We start from the raw sequence: 460 nt of genomic DNA on the forward strand, positions 1-460 counted from the left end.
TTTTAATGACTTACTTGATTATTTGCATCAAGAAAAAATTTGGGTTTACACACCACACGGCCAGTTACATGAGTTACCACAAGGTGCCACAGTAGTTGATTTTGCCTATTCAGCTAGTCTTTTCTTAGGCAACCATGCGGTAGGTGCGAAAGTTGATGGTGAAATTAAGCCACTTTCTACACCATTAGTTAGTGGGCAGGTTATTGAGATTATTACTGACGTTTTAGCAACGCCAAATCCAGATTGGCTGAGCTTCATTAACACTCAAAAAGCTCGCCGTGCTTTACAGCACGTACTCAAAGACCAAGATATTGAAGAACAACGTTTAGTTGGTGCCCAAGCACTTTCACGAGCTTTGAAACTCTTTAATCGTTCTATTAACGACCTTTCAGATGCAGATTGGTTGGATCTTTTACAATGGCGTCATATTGATAATAAAGATGCATTATTTGAGCAAATT

Annotated in this window: 1 protein-coding gene; it reads left to right on the plus strand. The window is 38.9% G+C overall.

The window, feature by feature from the left end; genetic code table 11:
• Positions 1 to 460 (plus strand): TGS domain-containing protein (locus tag F7Q96_RS26545; RefSeq protein WP_151023656.1); only part of this gene is annotated, 460 nt, incomplete at both ends.

The sequence above is a fragment of the Cupriavidus gilardii genome (assembly GCF_008801915.1).
Taxonomy (GTDB): domain Bacteria; phylum Pseudomonadota; class Gammaproteobacteria; order Burkholderiales; family Burkholderiaceae; genus Cupriavidus; species Cupriavidus gilardii.